Genomic DNA, 15611 nt, shown 5'->3' on the forward strand with positions numbered 1-15611 from the left:
TGTCCTGGCTCAAGCGCCGAGCGGTTCTTCAAGGATGAGTAATTAACGCGTAGTCTTCCATAAAGTCTAGATTAAACGTTTCAGCCAGCGTATTTTTACGAAGATCGCGTCTGAGTAGCTACTGCCAATTGACTGCTCGGTCAGTATTCATAAACACCCCTTACACTGTTTGTTTAAAACAATACCTAGTGCGCCACCGCACTAACTAGGAGAACGGCATGCTTGAGCTCACTGTAGAGCAGATTTCCATGGGCCAGGTGGCTGTGGATAAATCTGCTGCCTTGCACCTGCTCGCTGAAAAACTGGTGGCCGACGGCCTGGTCGCCGAGGGTTACCTCAGCGGTTTGCAAGCCCGTGAAGCCCAGGGCTCGACCTTCCTCGGCCAAGGTATTGCCATCCCCCATGGCACCCCCGAAACCCGTGACCACGTATTTTCTACCGGTGTGCGCCTGCTCCAGTTCCCCGAAGGGGTGGACTGGGGTGACGGCCAGATCGTGTACTTGGCGATCGGCATTGCCGCTAAATCCGACGAACACCTGCGCCTGTTGCAACTGCTCACCCGTGCCCTCGGCGAAACCGACCTGGGCCAGGCCCTGCGCCGTGCCGGCACTGCCGAAGCCTTGCTGAAGCTGCTGCAAGGTGCGCCGCAGGAGTTGGCACTGGATGCGCAGATGATCGGCCTGGGTGTGTCCGCCGATGATTTCGAAGAGTTGGTGTGGCGCGGCGCACGCCTGTTGCGCCAGGCCGACTGTGTCAGCAACGGTTTCGCCGCCGTCCTGCAGCAGGTCGACGCACTGCCCCTGGGCGATGGCCTGTGGTGGTTGCACAGCGAGCAAACGGTCAAGCGCCCGGGCCTGGCGTTTGTCACGCCGGATAAACCCATGCGTTACCTCGGCCAGCCGCTCAATGGCTTGTTCTGCCTGGCCAGCCTAGGTGAAGCCCACCAGACGTTGCTTGAGCGCTTGTGTGCCTTGCTGATTGAAGGTCGCGGCCAGGAACTCGGCCGCGCCACCAGCAGCCGCGCGGTGCTTGAAGTGCTGGGCGGCGAATTGCCGCCAGACTGGCCGAGCGCGCGCATCACCTTGGCCAACGCCCACGGCCTGCACGCGCGCCCGGCGAAGATCCTCGCGCAACTGGCGAAAAGTTTTGAAGGCGATATTCGCGTGCGCATCGTCGATGGCCCGGTGGGCGCCGTGTCGGTGAAAAGCCTGAGCAAACTGCTCAGCCTCGGCGCGCGTCGCGGCCAGGTGCTGGAGTTTGTCGCCGAGCCGACGATTGCCGGCGATGCGCTGCCCGCGCTGTTGGCGGCGGTGCAAGAAGGCCTCGGCGAAGACGTCGAGCCGCTGCCGACCCTGAGTGCCCAGCCCGAAATCCTCGACATCGAGCCGGTGCTCAGCGCGCCGCTGGCCGGCAGCCAGATCCAGGCCATCGCCGCCGCGCCAGGCATTGCCATCGGCCCTGCGCATATCCAGGTTCAGCAGACGTTCGATTACCCGCTGCGCGGCGAATCCTCGGCCATTGAGCGCCAGCGCCTGCAAAGCGCACTGGCCGAGGTGCGCGGTGATATCAACGGCCTGATCGAACGCAGCCAATCCAAGGCTATCCGCGAGATTTTCATCACTCACCAGGAAATGCTCGACGACCCGGAACTGACCGACGAAGTCGACACCCGCCTCAAGCAAGGCGAGAGCGCCGAAGCGGCGTGGATGAGCGTGATCGAAGCCGCCGCCAAGCAGCAGGAGTCTTTGCAGGACGCTTTGCTCGCCGAACGTGCGGCTGACCTGCGTGATGTCGGCCGACGCGTGCTGGCTCAACTGTGCGGGGTTGAAACGGTTCAGGCGCCAAGCGAACCTTACATTCTGGTGATGGACGAAGTCGGCCCGTCCGACGTTGCACGGCTTGATCCCTCGCGCGTCGCCGGCATCCTCACCGCCCGTGGTGGCGCGACCGCCCACAGCGCCATCGTCGCCCGTGCCCTCGGTATTCCAGCGCTGGTCGGTGCAGGGCCCGCCGTATTGCTGCTGGCCTCCGGTACGCCGTTGCTGCTGGATGGCCAGCGCGGTCGCCTGCATGTCGACGCTGACGCTGCCACCCTGCAGCGCGCTACGGTTGAGCGCGACACCCGTGAACAACGCCTGCGAGCCGCTTCCGCGCAGCGTCATGAACCAGCGCTGACCCGTGACGGCCACGCCGTGGAAGTATTCGCCAACATCGGCGAAAGCGCCGGTGTCGCCAGCGCGGTGGAGCAGGGTGCCGAAGGCATCGGTTTGCTGCGTACCGAACTGATTTTCATGGCCCACCCGCAAGCGCCGGACGAAGCCACCCAGGAAGCTGAATACCGTCGCGTGCTCGACGGCCTCGGCGGTCGCCCACTGGTAGTGCGCACCCTGGATGTAGGGGGTGACAAGCCGCTGCCGTATTGGCCAATCGCGCAGGAGGAAAACCCCTTCCTCGGCGTGCGCGGCATCCGTCTCACCTTGCAACGCCCGCAGATCATGGAAGCGCAATTGCGCGCATTGCTGCGCTCGGCGGACAACCGCCCGTTGCGCATCATGTTCCCCATGGTTGGCAGCGTTGACGAATGGCGCGCGGCCCGCGACATGACCGAGCGCCTGCGCCTGGAAATCCCGGTGGCCGACCTGCAATTGGGCATCATGATCGAAGTGCCATCGGCTGCTTTGCTTGCGCCGGTATTGGCCAAGGAAGTCGACTTCTTCAGCGTCGGCACCAACGACCTGACCCAGTACACCCTGGCCATCGACCGCGGCCATCCGACCTTGTCGGCCCAGGCTGATGGCCTGCACCCGGCGGTGTTGCAACTGATCGACATCACCGTGCGCGCCGCCCATGCCCATGGCAAATGGGTAGGGGTGTGCGGCGAATTGGCGGCGGACCCGCTGGCAGTGCCGGTGCTGATCGGCCTGGGGGTGGATGAGTTGAGTGTGTCGGCCCGCAGCATTCCTGAAGTGAAGGCGCGGGTGCGCGAATTCAGTCTGAGCGAGGCCCAGGGCCTGGCGCAAAAAGCACTCGCGGTGGGCTCGCCCGCTGAAGTGCGTGCCCTAGTGGAGGCCGTGTAAATGGCAAGGATTCTGACCCTGACGCTGAACCCGGCGTTGGACCTCACGGTACGCCTGGCGCGCCTGGAACCCGGTGAAGTGAACCGCAGTGACGCCGTGCTCACCCACGCCGCCGGCAAGGGCGTGAATGTGGCGCAGGTGCTGGCGGATTTGGGCCATCACGTGAGCGTGGGTGGTTTTCTCGGTGCGGCAAACCCCGAGGCGTTTGATGCACTGATTGCCAGTCGTGGATTTGGCGACGCGTTCATTCGCGTGCCGGGCGAAACCCGGAGCAACATCAAGATTGCCGAACAAGACGGCCGGGTTACCGACATCAATGCGCCGGGGCCTGTGGTGAGTGAGCAGGCGCAACGAGAACTGCTCAAGAGGGTGGCGATGATCGGCCCTGAATTCGATGCGGTGGTGGTGGCCGGCAGCTTACCGCGCGGCGTCAGCCCGCAGTGGTTTCAGGGCTTGCTCGAGGAACTCAAGGCACTCGGTTTGAAAGTCGCCCTGGACACCAGTGGCGAAGCGCTGCGCGCCGGCTTGAAGGCTGGCCCGTGGATGGTCAAACCCAACACCGAAGAGCTGGCCGAAGCCTTGGGAAATGCCACGGACGCTATCAGTCAGTTGCATCAGCAGGGCGTGGAGCATGTGGTGGTTTCCGACGGTGCCGCCGGCGTGAGCTGGTACAGCCCGGCCGGGGCACTGCATGCTAAGCCGCCACAGGTGACGGTCGCCAGTACCGTCGGCGCCGGCGACTCGCTGCTGGCCGGGATGCTGCACGGTGTGCTCAGTGGCGATGCGCCGGAGCACACCCTGCGCCGGGCCACGGCGATTGCCGCCATGGCCGTCACGCAGATTGGTTTCGGCATCAGCGATGACGCGCAGTTGGCGCGTCTCGAAAGCGGCGTACACGTACGCCCGCTGACAGAACAATAAGAGGGTTTGTGATGAAATTAGCCATTGTTACTGCCTGCCCGAACGGCATGGTCACCAGTGTGCTGTGCGCTCGCTTGTTGGACGCTGCCGCGCAGCGCCAGGGCTGGAGCACCAGCGTTGAGGTGGTGGACGTACAGCGCCCGGAACGCCAGTTGTCCCAGGCCACGATTGATGACGCTGAGTGGGTGTTGCTGGTCAGCAGCACCCCTGTCGACATGCAACGGTTTGTCGGCAAGCGCGTGTTCCAGAGCACCCCGGCCCAGGCGCTGGCGGATGTCGACGCCGTGTTGCGTCGCGGCGCCGAAGAGGCGCAGGTCTACGTTGCGGCTGCACCTGTAGCCAAAAATACACCGCGCATCGTCGCGATTACGGCCTGCCCAACGGGCGTCGCCCACACCTTCATGGCCGCCGAAGCCTTGCAGCAGACGGCCAAGCGTTTGGGCTATGACTTGCAAGTCGAAACCCAGGGTTCGGTCGGCGCACGCACGCCATTGAGTCCGCAAGCGATTGCGAATGCCGACGTGGTGCTGCTGGCGGCCGATATTGAAGTGGCCACCGAGCGCTTCGCCGGCAAGAAAATCTACCGCTGCGGCACCGGTATTGCCCTCAAGCAGTCCGAAGCCACCCTCAACAAGGCCCTCGCCGAAGGTGCTGTGGAAAGCGCCGCCAGCGGCGCGGTGGCCAAGAAAGAAAAAACCGGTGTGTACAAACACCTGCTGACCGGCGTGTCGTTCATGTTGCCGATGGTGGTGGCGGGCGGGTTGTTGATTGCGTTGTCGTTCGTCTTCGGTATTCACGCGTTTGAACAAGAGGGCACGCTCGCCGCTGCGCTGAAAACCGTCGGCGATCGCGCTTTCATGCTGATGGTGCCGCTGCTGGCGGGCTACATCGCCTACTCGATTGCCGACCGTCCTGGCATTGCGCCGGGGATGATCGGCGGCCTGTTGGCGGGCACCTTGGGCGCGGGTTTTATTGGCGGCATCCTCGCCGGTTTCCTCGCAGGCTACTGCGTCAAGTTCATTTCGCGTGCGGTGCAATTGCCGCAGAGTCTGGAAGCGCTCAAGCCGATCCTGATCATCCCGTTGCTGGCAAGCCTGTTCACCGGCCTGGCGATGATCTACCTGGTGGGCCCGCCGGTGGCGCGTCTGCTCACGGGCCTTACTGACTTCCTCAGCACCATGGGCACCACCAATGCGGTGCTGCTGGGCATCCTGCTGGGCGGCATGATGTGCGTCGACCTCGGCGGGCCGATCAACAAGGCGGCGTATGCGTTCTCGGTCGGCTTGCTGGCGGCGTCCAGCGGTGCACCGATGGCCGCGACCATGGCCGCCGGCATGGTGCCGCCCATCGGCATGGGCATCGCTACGTTCCTGGCGCGACGCAAGTTCGCCCAGGCCGAACGCGAAGCCGGCAAGGCGGCGATGATCCTCGGCATGTGCTTTATCTCTGAAGGCGCGATCCCGTTTGCCGCCAAGGACCCGCTGCGCGTTATCCCGGCCAGCATCGCCGGCGGCGCCTTGACCGGTGCGCTGTCGATGTACTTCGGCTGCAAACTGGCGGCGCCCCATGGTGGGTTGTTTGTGCTGATCATCCCGAATGCGATGAACCATGCGCTGTTGTATCTGCTGGCGATTGTCGCGGGTAGTTTGTTGACCGGTTTGGTCTACGCGTTGATCAAGCGGCCTGAAGCGGTCGAACTGTCGGTCACGGCCTGAGAAATGTGGGCGCGGGCTTGCTCGCGAATGCAGTGGATCAGCCAGCACATGTGGCGACTGATACACCGTATTCGCGAGCAAGCCCGCTCCCACATTTTGATCTCAACTGATCGCGGGATCAGTGTCATCTCTGATTCATACGCACATGCTTAAGTTTCCCTTTTGATCCTCAAGAGGGCACCTGCATGAGCCACTTCGATCTCGGTCGCCGCCGCGTGATGCAAGCCGTCGGCGCCGGCCTGTTACTGCCGGGCCTGGCCCCGGCAGTGATCGCCTCCGTGAAGGACCGCCCGCAACTCACTGACGGTGTGCAGTCCGGCGACCTGCTCGGCGACCGCGCGATGATCTGGAGCCGCAGCGACCGCCCCGCGCGCATGGTGGTGGAGTGGGACACCCGCAGCGTGTTCAGCAACCCGCGCACATTCATCTCGCCGCTCGCCGACAATCGCACCGACTTTACCGCCCGTGTCGAACTCACCGGGCTGCCCGCCGACCAGGCGATTTTCTACCGCGTGCATTTCGAAGACGCCCAGACCGGTGTCGCCAGCGAACCCTGGTTCGGCCACCTGCGCAGCGTGCCGCAACAGCGCCGTGATATTCGTTTTGTGTGGAGCGGCGACACCGTCGGCCAAGGCTTCGGCATCAACCCGGACATCGGCGGCATGCGCATCTACGAAGCCATGCGCTTGCGCCTGCCGGACTTCTTTATCCACAGCGGCGACACCATCTACGCCGACGGCCCGGTGCCGGCGCAGCTTAAGGTTGAAGATGGGCGCATCTGGCGCAATATCACCACCGAAGCCAAGAGCAAAGTTGCCGAAACCCTGGATGAATATCGCGGCAATTACCGCTACAACCTGATGGACGAAAACGTGCGTCGCTTCAACGCCGAGGTGCCGCAGATCTGGCAATGGGACGACCACGAAGTGGTGAACAACTGGTCGCCGAGCAAGCAGCTCGATGAGCGTTACCAGACCAAGGACATCAACACCTTGGTCGGCCGCGCGCGCCAGGCCTGGTTGGAATATTCCCCGATGCGCCGGCAAAGCGCCGATGGCGGCGGGCGGATTTATCGCAAGCTCAGTTATGGTCCATTGTTGGATGTGTTCGTGCTGGATATGCGCAGTTATCGTGGCCCCAACGATGACAACCTGGGCGGCGAAAAATCCTTCCTCGGTCGTGAGCAATTGGACTGGCTCAAGGGCGAACTCAAGGCGTCCCAGGCGCAGTGGAAAGTGATCGCCGCCGACATGCCCATTGGTCTTGGCGTGCCTGATGGTGAGGTGAGCCCCGGTGTAGCGCGCTGGGAAGCCATCGCTAACAATGACCCGGGTGCGCCGCAAGGTCGCGAGTTGGAAATTGCCGAATTGCTGGGCTTTTTAAGGGCTCAGAAGGTGCGCAACCATGTGTGGTTGACGGCGGATGTGCACTACTGCGCGGCGCATCACTACCACCCGGATCGCGCCGCGTTCCAGGATTTTGAACCGTTCTGGGAGTTTGTCGCCGGGCCGCTGAACGCGGGGAGTTTCGGGCCTAATCCGCTGGATAAAACCTTTGGGCCCGAGGTGGTGTTCGAGAAGGCACCACCGGCACAGAACACCTCACCGTTTGCCGGATTCCAGTTTTTTGGCGAGGTGCAAATTGATGGGCAGACGGCGGAGTTGACGGTCATCCTTCGTGATCTGGATGGCGTCTGCGTATTCGAGCAAAAGCTGCAACCTGTCTGACTTGGAGTGCAATCAAAACTGTGGGAGCGAGCAAGTCCGCTCCCACAGTTAGATCTTCATTGTGATTAAGTCAGTAGACATCCCGGCGGTAGCGACCTTGCTCGATCAACCGCGCTACGGCTTCACTGCCGAGAATATCCACCAGCGCCTGATCCACCCCAGCCGCCATCCCCTGCAAACTCCCGCACACATAAATCGCCGCGCCTTCGCTCAGCCACTTACGCAGCACATCGGCTGATTCCCGCAGACGATCCTGCACGTAGACCTTATCGGTCTGATCGCGGGAAAACGCCAGGTCCAGCAACGCCAGATCACCACTGGCCAACCAGCCCTGCAGCTCGTCCTGGCACAGGAAGTCATGGGCGATATTGCGTTCGCCGAACAGCAGCCAGTTGCGTTGCTGCCCGTCGGCAATCCGCGCCTTGAGCAAGCTGCGCAGGCCTGCCAGGCCGGTGCCGTTGCCCAGCAGGATCAGCGGCACCGGTGCCTCCGGCAGGTGGAAGCCACTGTTGCGACGCAGGCGCAGGCTGATGCTTGACCCGATGCTGGCGTGTTCGGTGAGCCAGCCGCTGGCCAACCCCAGGCTGCCGTCGGGGTGGCGTTCCTGGCGCACGATCAGCTCCAGCACGCCCTCGCTGGCAATCGAGGCGATGGAGTATTCGCGCATGCCCAGGGGCACCAACGCGTTCACCAAGGCCTGGGCGTGCAGGCCGACCAAGTGGGTGCGGTTGTCCGGCAGTTGGCGCGTGGCGAGCGCCTGGTTGAGGGACTGCGCCATGCCGTCGATCAATACGCCATCGCTGCCGACCAGGCCGAGGCCGCCGAGGAAGTGTTCGATGGCCCAGGGGCAATTGCGTGGCAGCACTTCCACCAGATCACCGGCTTGCCAGCTTTGAGGCGACGGCGAGGTGAGGCCCAGCAAATATACGTTCGAGCCGCTGCTGTCGTGGTTGAGCAGGGTGCGTTGGCTGAGCGTCCAGTTTTCGTACTGGGCGGTCGGCCAGGCTGCCACGGCGGTGTGGCCTGTGAGTTGTCCAAGCTGTTGTTGCCAGTGCAGCAGCGCGCTGGTGTCACCGCTGTCTACTTCCACTGGCGCGAACAGGGGGTTGCCGCCCTGGTGGGTCAGCCAGAAATTCAGGCGCCGTGCAAAACCGCAGAAGTGTTCGTATTGGCGGTCGCCCAATGCCAGTACCGAGTAGTTCAGACCTTTGAGAGACAGGTCCTGACCGAGCACGCTGCGCTCGAAACCACGGGCGCTGTCGGGGGCTTCGCCGTCACCGAAGGTGCTGACCACGAACAACGCATTTTCCGACTGGCGCAAGTCATCCTGGCTGACGCTGCCCAGGGGCTGCACCTTCACCGGCAAGCCTGCCGCTTGTAGTTGCCCAGCCGTTTGCCATGCAAGCTGTTCGGCAAAACCGCTCTGGCTGGCAAAGCCGATCAGCCAGGCCGGGGCATCGCTGGTATTGGCAGTGAGGCCTTGACGTGCATCGCGCACCTGGCGTTTTTTGCGACGACGGTCCAGGTACAGCAGCCAGCCGGTGATGAAGAACAACGGCATCAGCAATGAGCTGACCGTGAGGATAATCCGCCCTGTCAGGCCAAAATAGCTGCCGGTGTGCAGCGCATAAACGCTGGTCAGCAATTGGGCGCCGAGCGTCTTGCTGGCGTATTGGTCGTGGGATTTAACCTCGCCGGTGGCCGGGTCCAGGTTGATCTGGTTCAGCGCGCGGTCATGGGGCGAGTTGCTCAGCAGGTAATAGACCGTGGCCGGTTGCCCCGCGATCGCTGGCATGCGGATGTTATAGGCGCTCAAACCTGGGCCGGCGTTGCTGTAGATGCTGCTCCAGATGGCGTCGTAGTTGGCCACTGGTGCCGCGCCGTCGGGCGCCGGGCCGCGCTTGCGAACCCTTTCATTGTGAGGTGCGTCGGACACCAGTTTGGTCAGGCCCTGGCTGTACCAATCGTAGGACCAGGTCAGCCCGGTCAGTGCCGACAGAAGATAGGCCAGCAGGCACCAGGTGCCGAATACCGAGTGCAGGTCCCAGTTGAAGCTGCGGCCCTTTTTGCGCCAGTCCAACGTCAGCCAGGCCCGCCAGCTCGCCACTTGGCGCGGCCAGCGCAGGTACAAGCCGGAGAGGCAGAAGAACACCAGAATCAGCGTGCAGGCGCCGGTGATCTGCCGGCCGGTTTCGCCCATGACCAGGAAACGGTGCAGTTGCAGGATAAAACCGAACGCGTCCTGGCCGACGGCGTCGCCCATGTAGTCGCCGGTGTAGGGGTCGAAGTAGCGCATCTGGCCACGGCGCTCGCCGGGCGGCGGGGTGAAGAACACGCGCGCAGCGTTACCGCTTTCGCTTTCCACCCAGAGCATGGACACGGTCTTGCCTTCAGTGGCCTCCAGTTTGCGCACCAGCTCGGCGGGCGGCAGCACACCCGCTTCGCGTTTCTCGACGTTCAGTACCGTGGGGTTGAGCGCGCGCAGAATCTCATCCTGAAACGAAACCGCAGCTCCGGTGATCCCCATCAAGGCCAGCACCAGCCCGGCAGTAATGCCAAAGAACCAGTGCAACTGGAACAGGGTTTTCTTCAACACGTCTGACCGCCTCGTCTATCTGAATATGTAGGGCACGGCGCGCATTATGCCGTGGCTTGTCGAGAAACATTCTGTGTAACACGCAAAAGCCCCACGCATCCGATGCGTGGGGCTTTTTGATGCGTGGCGCTGCTGTTTAAAAGTGGAAGCTGGTGGTCAACAGTGCCGTGCGACCGGCTGCCTGGTTGGCGAAGTGGGTCGAGAATGCCTTGTCGTAGTAAACCTTGTCGGTCAGGTTTTGCACGTTCAATTGAAGGTCGACGTTCTTGGTCAGCTTGTAGCTGGCCATGGCGTCGTAGCGGGTGTAGGACGGTACGTAAACGGTGTTGCCGGCGTCGCCGTAAACGTCGTCAACGTAGAACGCGCCACCACCGATGGTGAGTTTGGAGGTGACGTCGTAGGTGGTCCATAGGCTGAAGGTGTTCTTCGGCGTGTTTGGCATTTGGTTGCCTTCATTGGAGCCGGCACTGATCACACCGTTACGACCATTACGTCCGGATTTGACCAGCTCGCTGTCGAGGTAGCTGTACCCGGCGAACACCTGCCATTGGTCGGTCAGCTTGCCGCTGGCCGACAGCTCCAGGCCGTCGACCTGGGATTCGCCAGCGTTCTCGTAGGTCAAGGCATCCACGAGGATGCGCGTGTTTTTCTTCTCGGTACGGAATACGGCGGCAGTCAGCGAGAGGCGATCGTGGAACAGGTCCCACTTGGTGCCCAGCTCGTAGTTGACGGTTTCTTCCGGTTGCAGATCGCTGGTGGCGGCACCGGCTGACAGAGGGTTGCCGTCGGAACCTTCACCTACCAGGCCGCCAGCCGGCGTTGCCGAAGTTGCGTAGGACGCATAGATGCTGGCGTTTTCCACAGGCTTCCAGACCAGGCCGGCCTGCCAGTTGAAGAACTGGCTGTCTTCCTTGGTTTTGGTACGGCCGGTGGTCGCGTTGGTGTGGGCTACCGTGTCAAAGGTGTCGTAGCGCAGGCCGACGTTCAGCAGCCATTTCGGATCGAGTTCGATGGTGTCGAACACATAGGCGCCACGGCTGGTGGCCTTGGTGTGGGTGCCGTTGTAGTTGCGCGCGACGCTACCGGTCCAGGCGTCATCCGGGTTCGGATTGCTCAGCGAGGTGCACTGGCCACCCCGTCCTCCGCCGGCCACGGTGCAGGTCGGGTTGGTGTTCGGGCTTACGGTATAGCCGCTGACACGCGTTTCTTCACCGGTGAATTCCAGGCCTGTGGAGTAACTGTGCTTGAAGCCCAAGGCCTGGAAGCTGCCGAACAGGTCGGTCTGGTTGGTGGTCGTGGTGGTGGTCGATACGCGGGTGTTGGCACGACGCCACACGGTGCCGTATTTGTTGACGTTGAGCTTGCTGTCGTCCGGCTGTGTCAGCACGTAATCCTGGCCGGTGCTGCCATGACGCAGGGTGTTTTTCAGGGTCATGTTGTCGTTCAAATCGTGCTCGATGGAGAACGTACTGATATCGGCGCGGGTCTTGCGGAAGTCGCGGCTCTTGAGGCCGTAGAAGTTGTTGCTGTCGCCGCCGTCGGTGGGTTTGTCATGCACGTGAGCGGTCGCGGTCGACGAGCTGTAGCCGTAGGGAATCCCCGAGTCCGGCAGATCGTTGCTTTCCATGTGGTAGTAGCTGAGGTTGACGCGGGTCGGTGTGCCCAGACCAAACGTCAGCGACGGCGCTACGCCCCAACGGTCGTAATTCAACGCGTCGCGGCCCGCCACGTTCTGCTCGTGGCTCATCAGGTTCAGGCGGAACGCGGCGCTGTCGTCGAGGAACTGGCGGTTCACGTCGAGCACGTAGCGGCGGGTCTGGTCGGAACCGTAGGTAAAGCCACCGTTGGTGAAGTCCCGCGCTTGCGGGGTCTTGCTCACCAGGTTGAGGCTGCCACCGGCCGAGCCACGGCCGCCGAAGGAAGAGTTCGGGCCTTTGCTGACTTCAATCGACTCGATGTCGAAGATCTCCCGGCTCTGGCCACCGGTGTCGCGCACGCCGTCCAGGTAGGTGTCGCCCTGGGCGTCAAAACCACGGATGAACGGACGGTCGCCCTGGGGGTTCCCGCCTTCTCCGGCGCCGAAGGTAATGCCCGGTACGGTGCGCAAGGCGTCCTGCAACGAGGTGGCCGCGGTGTCCTTGAGCACTTGTTGTGGCACCACGGTGACCGAGCGCGGGGTGTCGACCAGCGGCGCGGTGTATTTCTGCGACGAGGCTTTTTCGACCTGGTAGGAGGTGTTGTCCTGTTCTTCCCCGGTGATGCTGGTGGCGCCCAGGGAGATGCTGTTGCGCTGGCCTTTTTGTTCAGTGTCTTCAGCCGCCTGCGCCAGGTGGGCAACAGAGCTGGCGCTGAGCGCAACGCCGATGGCCGAAGCCAGCATGCGTGGTGAACTGGCAGGTATTTTTGTAGTAGTGCGCGACATGACGTGTCCTTTCCCCAAGGATGTGAGGCCGCGGAATATAGTGGTAACAAGTATTTCTATCAATTGAGATATATTGCTAATTGCACTGAATTTACATTCTTTACACTTTTTGCTTACGGTATTTACGAACTCATTCGTCGACCTGTTTTACAGGGCGGATAAGAATCAATACCATTGGCGCTTCTCTGATCCCAGGTATTGCCCATGCTGCTGCACATCCCCGGCCTGTTCTCTCGCGAGGAAGTACAGCGCATCCGCCATGCCCTGGAAAATGCCGATTGGGCCGACGGTAAAATCACCGCCGGGCATCAATCCGCCAAGGCCAAGCACAACCTGCAGTTACCTGAGGGCCACCCGCTTGCCAAGGAAATCGGCGCGGCGATGCTTGAGCGTTTGTGGCAAACCCCGTTGTTTATGTCAGCGGCGTTACCGCACAAGGTCTTTCCGCCGTTGCTCAACTGCTATACCGCGGGGGGCAGTTTCGACTTTCATATCGACAACGCCGTGCGCCAGCCCAAAGGCAGCCACGAGCGCGTGCGCACCGATCTGTCGTCCACGCTGTTTTTCAGCGACCCGGACGAATACGACGGTGGCGAACTGGTGATCCAGGACACTTTCGGCCTGCAGCGCGTGAAGTTACCGGCCGGTGACCTGGTGCTGTACCCCGGCTCCAGCCTGCACAAAGTCAACGCCGTGACCCGTGGCGCGCGTTACGCCTCGTTCTTCTGGACCCAAAGCCTGGTGCGCGAAGACAGCCAGCGCACCTTGCTGTTCGAAATGGACGGCGCGATCCAGCAACTGACCGCCGATGTCCCCGACCATCCGGCGCTGATCCAGCTTACGGGCACTTACCACAACCTGCTGCGCCGCTGGGTCGAGGTCTGACATGGGCTTTTTATTGCGACGCGAAGAAGTGCTCAACATTGAGCAGCTGCAAAGCATGCTCGACGACTCGCCGGTACGCGCTGCCCAGGCGATCTTGATCGCGGCGAAGGAGGGTGTGGTCGATGCCCAGGCGCTGCTCGGGCAAATCTTGCTGCAAGGGCGCGGCATTGCGCGCGATGAGGCGCTGGCGTTGCGCTGGTTTCAGATCGCGGCACAGGGCGGGCATTTGATGGCGCGCAATATGGCCGGGCGTTGCCTGGAACATGGCTGGGGATGCGCTGCGGACGAGGCGGCCGCTGCACGCGAATACCGTATGGCCGCCGAGGCCGGGTTGGATTGGGGCCAGTACAACTACGCCAATCTGCTGGCCACAGGGCGCGGGGTTGCCGAGGACCCACTACACGCACTGGCCTTGTATCTGCAGGCAGCCGAACAAGGACACGCCAAGTCGATGAATCTGCTGGGCCGTTATCTGGAAGAGGGCCAATTCTGCCCACGGGACCTGGATGCTGCAGTGCACTGGTACCGACGCTCGGCCGAAGGCGGTGATTTTCGCGGGCAGTTCAGTTACGCGGCGGTGCTGGCGGACAGAGGCCAGATTGAGACGGCGCTGGCGTGGTTGCGCAAGGCGTTGAGTAGCGGGAATTTGAAGTTTCTGCGAACGGCACACAAGGCTCTGGCGGCGGCAAGTGATCCGCAGGTCAGGGCAATGGCAGACGCCTACCTGCAACGTGCCGACAGCCTTTGCTGACGCATAAAAAAACCCATGACATGTCATGGGTTTTTTATTGGCAGCCGTCTTACACGTAGAACGACTTCAACGGCGGAAACCCATTGAACTCAACCGCGCTGTAGCTGGTGGTGTACGCGCCGGTCGACAGCCAGTACAAACGATCACCAATCGCCAGGTTCAGCGGCAGGCCGTACTTGTAGTTTTCGTACATGATGTCGGCGCTGTCGCAGGTCGGGCCGGCGATGACCACTTCTTCCATCTCGCCTTTCTTCTCGGTCCAGATCGGGAACTTGATGGCTTCGTCCATGGTTTCGATCAGGCCGGAGAATTTGCCCACGTCCGTGTAAACCCAGCGCTCGACGGCGGTGCGCGATTTACGCGCGACCAGCACGACTTCGCTGACCAGGATACCGGCGTTGGCAATCAACGAACGGCCCGGCTCAAGGATGATTTCCGGCAGTTCATCGCCAAAGTCTTCCTTGAGGAAACGGATGATTTCCTCGGCGTAGGTTTCCAGGCTGTTGGTGCGGGTGATGTAGTTGGCCGGGAAGCCACCGCCCATGTTGATCAGCTTGAGGTGAATGCCGTCTTCTTCTTTCAGGCGTTCGAAGATCACTTTGACCTTTGCGATCGCCGCGTCCCACACGCTGATGTCGCGCTGTTGCGAGCCTACGTGGAACGAAATGCCGTAAGGCACCAGGCCCAGGTCGCGGGCGAGGATCAGCAGGTCCATGGCCATGTCGGTCTGGCAGCCGAATTTGCGCGACAAAGGCCAGTCAGCCGTGGTCGAGCCTTCGGTGAGGATACGCACATACACTTTCGAACCCGGCGCGGCCTTGGCGATGTTGCGCAGGTCGGCTTCGGAGTCGGTAGAGAACAGGCGCACGCCCTTCTCGTAGAAGTAGCGGATGTCCTTGGATTTCTTGATGGTGTTGCCGTAGCTGATACGGTCGGCGCTGACGCCGCGGTCCATCACTTTGTCCAGCTCGTAGATCGAGGCGATGTCGAAGCTCGAACCTTTGTCCTTGAGCAGGTCGATGATCTCGACGGCTGGGTTGGCCTTGACTGCGTAGTAGACCTTGGCGAATTCGAAACCGGCGCGCAGGTCATCGTAGGCCTGGCTGATCATCGCGGTGTCGATCACCACGAACGGGGTTTCTTGCTTGTCGGCGAACGCCTTCATTTTATCAAAAGTGGCGCGCGCGAAATAATCTTCGACGTTGATCGACATGCTGGGAGACTCCTAAGGGCAAACTGTATTAATCAATGGGTGCAAATGAACGTCCTCCGTATCCCCACTTTGGTTCGCCTACTTCCCAAGGCATGTCGCCGAAAGCAAAAAGGCCATGGGCGTAACCGCTTCCCTTGGCCTTGCTGTCTCGTCGTCAGTACTTGAGCCGGATGGATCGTTTCCAGCATGGACGTTCGGCGCGAACTTTAGGGCTTGATGGGCGTGGGATCAACTAAAAATGTCGCGTTTTTGCACGCGTTCGTCGCGAGGACCGGTACAGCTACTTATGTAACCGACCGGTGTG

Annotated in this window: 9 protein-coding genes; 6 read left to right on the forward strand and 3 right to left on the reverse strand. The window is 61.8% G+C overall.

Going from position 1 to position 15611, the window contains the following annotated elements; genetic code table 11:
* Positions 1–218 precede the first annotated feature (218 nt).
* From ptsP to AACY52_RS09970, 4 genes are all read left to right on the forward strand, one after another.
* Entirely contained in the window at positions 219–3077 is a 2859-nt protein-coding gene (gene ptsP, locus AACY52_RS09955) for a phosphoenolpyruvate--protein phosphotransferase (protein WP_339560457.1), read from the forward strand.
* Positions 3078–3998, forward strand: coding sequence for a 1-phosphofructokinase (pfkB, locus tag AACY52_RS09960; protein ID WP_339417424.1), 921 nt, complete (start codon positions 3078–3080; stop codon positions 3996–3998). It abuts the gene before it with no gap.
* Between the two features lie 11 nt (positions 3999–4009).
* Entirely contained in the window at positions 4010–5713 is a 1704-nt protein-coding gene (locus AACY52_RS09965; protein WP_339436122.1) for a PTS fructose-like transporter subunit IIB, read from the forward strand.
* Positions 5714–5898: 185 nt separating this feature from the next.
* The gene (locus tag AACY52_RS09970) at positions 5899–7440 is read left to right on the forward strand and encodes an alkaline phosphatase D family protein (RefSeq protein WP_339437873.1); all 1542 of its coding nucleotides are present in this window, start codon (positions 5899–5901) and stop codon (positions 7438–7440) included.
* A gap of 70 nt (positions 7441–7510) precedes the next feature.
* Here AACY52_RS09970 and AACY52_RS09975 read toward each other — a convergent pair whose 3' ends face one another.
* Positions 7511–10036, reverse strand: a complete 2526-nt coding sequence (locus tag AACY52_RS09975) for a sulfite reductase flavoprotein subunit alpha (RefSeq protein ID WP_339560458.1) — start codon at positions 10034–10036, stop codon at positions 7511–7513.
* A 136-nt stretch (positions 10037–10172) separates the two neighbouring features.
* On the reverse strand, positions 10173–12458 hold the full coding sequence (locus tag AACY52_RS09980) for a TonB-dependent siderophore receptor (RefSeq protein ID WP_339560459.1): 2286 nt from the start codon (positions 12456–12458) through the stop codon (positions 10173–10175).
* A 204-nt stretch (positions 12459–12662) separates the two neighbouring features.
* Between AACY52_RS09980 and AACY52_RS09985 the strand changes: the two genes are divergently transcribed.
* Together AACY52_RS09985 and AACY52_RS09990 are read left to right on the forward strand one after the other, a co-directional pair.
* Positions 12663–13343, forward strand: coding sequence for a Fe2+-dependent dioxygenase (locus tag AACY52_RS09985; RefSeq protein WP_339417430.1), 681 nt, complete (start codon positions 12663–12665; stop codon positions 13341–13343).
* Position 13344: 1 nt separating this feature from the next.
* A complete protein-coding gene (locus AACY52_RS09990) occupies positions 13345–14094 on the forward strand; it encodes a tetratricopeptide repeat protein (protein WP_339560460.1) in 750 nt (249 codons plus the stop codon).
* Between the two features lie 49 nt (positions 14095–14143).
* On the opposite strand, the gene AACY52_RS09995 is transcribed toward AACY52_RS09990, so the two are convergent.
* The gene (locus tag AACY52_RS09995; RefSeq protein WP_032861941.1) at positions 14144–15307 is read right to left on the reverse strand and encodes a type III PLP-dependent enzyme; all 1164 of its coding nucleotides are present in this window, start codon (positions 15305–15307) and stop codon (positions 14144–14146) included.
* Positions 15308–15611: the final 304 nt, after the last annotated feature.

Origin of the sequence: Pseudomonas sp. EA_65y_Pfl1_P113, assembly GCF_963970525.1 — a bacterium.
In the GTDB taxonomy this organism is placed as follows: domain Bacteria; phylum Pseudomonadota; class Gammaproteobacteria; order Pseudomonadales; family Pseudomonadaceae; genus Aquipseudomonas; species Aquipseudomonas tritici.